The organism is Actinomadura fibrosa (genome assembly GCF_900659615.1).
Classification (GTDB): domain Bacteria; phylum Actinomycetota; class Actinomycetes; order Streptosporangiales; family Streptosporangiaceae; genus Spirillospora; species Spirillospora fibrosa.
The window spans coordinates 1-6,134 of record NZ_CAACUY010000380.1 but is presented as its reverse complement, the minus strand read 5'-3'; the positions used below and the strand labels follow the sequence as shown (position 1 = coordinate 6,134).

Genomic DNA, 6,134 nt, shown 5'->3' with positions numbered 1-6,134 from the left:
ACTCTTTCCCTACACGACGCTCTTCCGATCTGTGGTCGGCGGCGAGGTCGCCGCGCGCGGGCCAGGCGTCCAGCGTGCGGCCGCCGCGCGACCACGCGCCCGGATCGGCGGACACCACCTGGAGGGCGCGGCCCCGCGCCGGGCGCGACCCGCCCGCGAGCGAGCCGTCGGTCTCGGTCATCACGAGCGCGCCGACCAGCACCGTCGTCAGCACCGCGGCCGTGGCGAGCGGCAGCACCGACCGGTTGCGGACCGGCCGCATCAGCGCGGGGTCGAACCGCTCCGGGCGGCGGGCGGCGGGGACCTCCACGGCGTCCGCCGCCGCGATCACCGGCCACGGGTCCCGCACGCCCAGCTCGATCAGCTGGTCGCGGACCGCGTACCGGGGCAGCCCCTCCACGTGGCGCAGCACGTAGGCGGCGCGGACGTGCGGGCTCAGCCGGGCCAGCGCGCCGGTGAGCGCGGGGTCGGGAAGCCGGGCGGGGACGGCGCGCAGCCAGGGCCCGAGGCCGATCTGGAGCCGCCGGGAGGGGCGCATGGCGCGGCGCAGGACGCGGGTGCGGCGCCGGGCGAGGCCCGCGGGCGAGCGGTCGCGGCGCGCGGTGCCGTCCACGATGCGGCGGGCGATCGCCAGCCGGTAGACGCGCTTTCCCTTTCCCGGGAGAACGAAATACGCCATCCGGACAAGTTCGCTGTACCGCAGTTCCGCTTCTGGATTCGTCATGACATCGTCCGTCACGGCGGCCACTCCCTCTGAGCGTTCCGTCATCGCAAAACCCGAGGTTAGGCAGTTTCGGGCGGAGACGGTGCGGAGTTGGGACAACGATTAAGAAGTGCGGCGGAAATCTCCCGCTATTTCCACCGCGGTCGCGGGCGCCGGGCGCGGCGTCCCACCGGGCGGGCCGGCGGGGCGAGAGCGGCCACGTCCGTTTCGTCCCCGTACTACGCTGGGAGCCCAGGTCGTCCGGGGGGAACCGCCCCGGACCGTCCCGCATCCAAGGTTCGCACCCCCGCCGCGAGCCGGCCGCCGCCCACCGGGAAGGACCCATGACCGAGGACGTCCCCGGCTACCGGGTGCTGGAGCAGGTCGGCGAGGGCGGCTTCAGCGTCGTGTACCGCGCGCGCCAGGAGCACCTCGACCGCACGGTGGCGCTCAAGGTCCTGTCGATCAGCTCGGTCGACGACGCGGCGATGCGCCGGTTCCAGCGCGAGAGCAAGATCACCGGACGGCTGTCCGGGCACCCGAACATCGTGACCGTGCTGGACACCGGCACCACCCGCTCCGGCCGCCCCTACATCGCGATGGAGTACTTCGAGCACGGCGCGCTCACCGACCGGCTCGCGCGGGAGGGGCCGCTGCCCGTCCCGGAGGTGCTGCGCATCGGCGTGAAGATGGCGGGCGCGCTCGCCGCCACGCACGAGGCCGACGTCCTGCACCGGGACGTCAAGCCGCAGAACGTGCTCGTGTCCCGGTACGGCGAGCCCGCGCTGGCCGACTTCGGCATCGCCCGGCTCGTCGACTCCTTCGACGCCACGCACACGCAGGCGTTCACGCCGCACCACGCGGCGCCCGAGGTGCTGGAGGGCCGCCCGCCCGGGCCCGGCGCCGACATCTACTCGCTCGGCTCGACCCTGTACCAGCTCCTCGCGGGCCAGCCCGCCTTCAAGGGGCCGCCCAGCGAGGGCATCGCCCTGCTCATGCTGCGGATCCTGAACGACCCGCCCCCGCCGCTCCCCCGGCCGGACGCGGCGCCCCAGGTCGCGGAGGCCATCGCGCGCGCGATGGCGAAGAAGCCGGAGGAGCGGTACGCGAGCGCCGTCGAGTTCGCGCAGCGGCTCCAGCAGGTGCAGGCCGAGCTGGGCCTGCCGGTCACCGACGTCCCCTACAGCAGCGGCCCCGGCCCGCATCCGACCGGCGGGCATCCGGGCGGGTCGTTCTCGACGTCCGGCTCGTCGTCGGGTTTCTCGTCCGGGTCGTCCGGTTTCTCCTCAGGCTTCTCGTCGGGCGGATTATCGGGCGGGCCGCGGCCCTCGTTCCCCGAGAACTCCGGGCCGCCGCCGGTGCCGGAGTGGGCGCCGACCGCCCACTCGCCGTCCCTTCCCGCGCCGTCCGCCTCCGCGCCCTCCGCTCCACCGGCGTTCTCCTCGTCCGCGCCGGAGGCTCCGGCCCTCGCACCGGACGCCCTGCCGCCGTCGCCATGGGCCCCGAGCGCGGACCCGCGCGCCAGCGGCTCCAACACCACCCCGCGCACGAGCCCCGGCCCGCACACCGCGCCCGGACCTCACACGGCGCCCGGCCCGCACGAGCAGTCGTTCGACGGGCCGCATGACGGGATGCGGCACGGCGCGCAGGCCGGACCGCATCAGGGGCCGCATCAGGGGCCGCATGACGGGCCGCGCCGCGGGCTGATCGTCGCGGCGGCGGTGGCGCTGGTCGGCGGGGCGGTGCTGGGCATCGGCGCGCTCGCCCTGTCCGGGGGCGGCGGGGACGGGAAGGGCGAGCCGTCCGCCGCCGGGACGTCCCCGCCCGCGACGCAGGGCACCGGCGCGGTCCCGGGCGGGTCCACGGATCCGCTGCCCGCCGCGCAGTTCGCCGCGACCCGTCCGCGCCGGGTCGTCGTCCGGCAGGTCGGCGAGAGCGCCGCCCTGCTCTGGACGCTGCCGGACGCGGCCCGCGGGCTGCCACTGATCATCCAGCAGCAGCCGGCGGGGGCGAAGGCGATCGTGACGGTCCCGGCGGGGTCCCGGTCGGCGACGGTCCCGGGGCTGCGTCCGAAGGGCGCCTACTGCTTCAAGGTGGGCGCCGTGCTGCGCCTCAACCAGGGCAAGGCCCCGGACGTCTCCTGGTCCGCGCCCGCGTGCATCCGGAAGGCGCACAAGAAGAAGTGAGCCTGGCGAGGCCGTCCTCCGGGCCGGTCTACCTGGTCCTGGGACGTGCGGCGGAGTCGCGCTTCACTTGCACGCCCATACGGTCGGCCCGGCCGGGCTCGTCCAGTCTCCCGGCGTGCTGATAAGCCAGCCGATGACATAACCGGTCTTGCCATTCCAGGTGATTTGGGCGTACATGTCGCCCGCGAGACTGGAATCGTTCGGATGCCGGTAATAGACGCCTTTCTCCTGGCAGTGCACGTCGACGACCTCGCCGTTGTTGTCGTGCATCGTGGCGACGAGCGCGCCATTGTCGGCGTCCGCCGTGCTCCTGATGTAACCGTTGGAATTGCCGTTGCTCCGGACGGCGTACCGCTGCACGGGCCCGGTGAGGCTGGCGCTGGACGTGCTCGCGGCGCCGGTGCCCGCGGCGTTCACGGCGGCGACGCTGAAGGTGTAGGAGCCGTTCGTCCAGACGGTGCCGAGGGTCGCTGAGGCGCTCGTGACGGTCTGCGTGCCCTGGACGGGACCGTCCCAGGTCACCTTGTAGCTCGTCGCGCCGCCGGGCGGAGGCGTCCAGGAGAGCCGTGCGCCGGAGGCGGTCGCCGTGGCCGAGACCTTGCCGGGCGCGCCCGGCGTCACGCAGGGCCGCACGGGGTCGCTCGCCACGGACACCCGCTCGCCCGCACGGTTGCGCCCGTCCCGGTACTGGACGGCGACGCGGAAGCGGTACTCGCGCCCGCAGTCCCCTCCCTTGAGGGTGAACGTGAACGGGCCGCCGGGGCCGGTCGTCCGCGGGCTCACCGACAGCCCCGCCGGGACGTCCTTCAGGGCGTATCCCGTGACGCCGGTGCCCTGCGAGGGCTGGAAGTCCACGCGCATCGTACCCGCGCCCGGCGTGACGGCGATGTTGGACGGCGCGCCGGGCGGCTGCCCCGGGCGCGGCGGACCCGCCGGGGCCGCCGGGCGCGTCGGGTCCGCCACCGGCTCCGCGGGGGCGGACGGCGCGGTCCCGGCGCCCGGTGTCGGGAGGCCGTGGCGCTTCGGCCCGCCCGGGACCCGGTCCGCGTACTTGTCGATGCCCTTGCGGCCGCCCTCCCGGTCGATCACGACGGCGCGCGGGCCCGCCGGGTCGTTCGCCCAGAGCAGGCCGTCCTTGACGAGGACCTCCAGCCGCGACGGGCGGCCCGTCACCGGGACGGGCGCCTCGAACCGGTTGCCCGCCGTGTCGTAGACGAGCAGCGCGCCGGCCGTCTCGTCCGGGATGTACACCTTGGCGCCGAGCATCTGCGGTGCCCGGTAGCGGTGCCGGGGCACCGCGAGCCGCGCGGTGGTGTGGCGGCCGGTGCCGGTGTCCACGGTGACGAGCGAACCGGTGCCGGGCACGAGCAGCGGCACGGTCGCGCCCTCGGCGACGGGCGGGGCGAGCACGCCTCCGGCCCGCGCCGTGCGGACCGTGGACGGCAGCGCCACCGCGAGCCGCGCCCCGGACGCCTTCAGCACGGTCGCGGTCGCGGCGGAGGAGTCGACGACGACGGGGTCCCCGGCCGCGATCGTCAGCGCCAGGGCGTCGCCCGGCCGCCCGACCGGGACGGGCGCCTGAAGGCGGCCGTCGCGGAACGCGGTGACCTGGCCCTTGCCCGCCACCGGCACCCAGAGCGCGCCGCGCGCGTCGATCCCGGCGCCGCCGAGCGGCGGCGGCAGCGTCGCGGACGGCCCGGCGGGCGTCAGCGACACCGGGTCGATCTGCTGCACGACGCCCTTGACGGAGTCGACCGTGTAGGCGCGGCCCGCCGCGGCGAGGACCTGGATCCCGGCGCCGAGCGCCCGGTTGCGGCCCACCGCGAGCTGGGACGGGTCGATGCGGCTGACGACGCCCGTGTCGAGGTCGACGAGCAACACGGTCGCGCCGTCCTGGACGACCTGGATGCGGTGGCCGCGCATCTGGGCGGGCAGGGCCGTCCGGCCGTCCACCTTGCCCGCCGGGCCGTTGACGTGCACGGCCAGGCCCCGGGCGCCCGCGTTCAGCCAGGCGCCGACGTCGGCGAGCCGGTACCGGGCGCTCGCCGTGCCGACGCCGTAGACGACGGCGGCGATCACGAGCACGCCGGTGAGGCCGGCCGCGACCTGGCCGGTGAGCCGGTCGCGCCGGAACGCCGTCCGCAGGGCCGCCACCCGCACGCTCCGCCGCCTTCCCCGTCCGCGGACCGTCCGTCCGCGGGACCTCCTCCGCTCGCGGACCGTCCCCGGCCCGCGCACCGGACACCGTAGTGCGGCATCGACCGCTCGTGTGGCGATTCGCCGGGAAAGTGAGGGTTTCAGGTCCGGAGGAGCGCCTCGGTGTACGTCGGGACCGTGATGTTGCGGCCGGACACGACGACCACCGGCCGTCCGGTGACCTCGACCTTTCCGGCGAGCACCGCGGCGACCGCGGCGGCCCCCGCGCCCTCGGCCACGAGGCCGTGCTCGCGGAACAGGAAGCGCAGCGCGTCCCGGATCTCGGCGTCGGTGACCGTGGTGAGTTCCGCGACGCTGCCGACGAGGTCCGGCGTCACGCTGCCCGCCTCCAGGTTGCCGGGCAGCCCGTCGGCGAACGTGTCGCCGACCTCGACCTCGACGATCCGCCCGGCCGCCACGGCGGCGGAGACGGCCCGCGACACCGCCGACTCCACGCCCACGACCCGCACGTCGCCGCGCTCGCGCGCCCACAGGCACAGGCCCGCGGCGAGCCCGCCGCCGCCGACCGGCGCGACCACGGTCAGCGGCCCGGGCGCCTGCGCGTCCAGCTCGCGGCCGATCGTGCCCTGCCCGGCGATCACCGCGGGGTCGTTGTAGGGCGAGACGTAGTGCCCGGGGAGGCCCATCGCGTGCGCCTCGGCGTCGTCGTAGCTCGTCCCGTGCCGGACGAGCCGCACCGGGAACGCGCCGATCCGGTCGACCTTCACCTGGGACGCCCGGGTCGACACGACCACGGTGACGTCCGCGCCCGACCTGGCCGCCGCGTAGCCCATCCCGAGGCCGTGGTTGCCCGCGCTCGCCGTCACGGCGGGCCGCCCGTCCGGCAGCGCCGCCACGGCCGCGAGCGCACCCCGCACCTTGAACGACCCGGTCGGCTGGAACGTCTCCAGCTTCAGCAGGGCGTCCGGCGCCAGCGGCGACGGGACGACCGGCGTCGGCGCCAGCACCGCGGACACCGTCCGCCAGGCGCGGTCGAGGTCGTCCGGCCCGGGCGCGCGGACGGGACGGGCCGTCACGCGCGCTCGCCC

General features: G+C 76.1%; 4 protein-coding genes. 1 reads left to right on the top strand and 3 read right to left on the bottom strand.

Going from position 1 to position 6,134, the window contains the following annotated elements; genetic code table 11:
- Positions 1-679 (bottom strand): hypothetical protein (locus E1300_RS54390; protein WP_207400391.1); only part of this gene is annotated, 679 nt, incomplete at its 3' end.
- A gap of 368 nt (positions 680-1,047) precedes the next feature.
- On the opposite strand from E1300_RS54390, the gene E1300_RS46605 reads away from it, so the two are divergent.
- Complete coding sequence (locus E1300_RS46605) at positions 1,048-2,889, top strand: serine/threonine-protein kinase (protein ID WP_131763682.1); 1,842 nt, start codon at positions 1,048-1,050, stop codon at positions 2,887-2,889.
- A gap of 63 nt (positions 2,890-2,952) precedes the next feature.
- On the opposite strand, the gene E1300_RS46600 is transcribed toward E1300_RS46605, so the two are convergent.
- Both E1300_RS46600 and E1300_RS46595 read right to left on the bottom strand, forming a co-directional pair.
- Positions 2,953-5,049, bottom strand: a complete 2,097-nt coding sequence (locus E1300_RS46600) for a fibronectin type III domain-containing protein (RefSeq protein ID WP_131763681.1) — start codon at positions 5,047-5,049, stop codon at positions 2,953-2,955.
- A gap of 137 nt (positions 5,050-5,186) precedes the next feature.
- Positions 5,187-6,134: threonine ammonia-lyase (locus E1300_RS46595; RefSeq protein WP_207400390.1), on the bottom strand; the 948-nt coding region annotated here is incomplete at its 5' end.

Excerpts from the sequence above, each read along its gene's own strand:
- E1300_RS46605 (WP_131763682.1), top strand. The coding sequence starts at position 1,048 with ATGACCGAGGACGTCCCCGGCTACCGGGTGCTGGAGCAGGTCGGCGAG.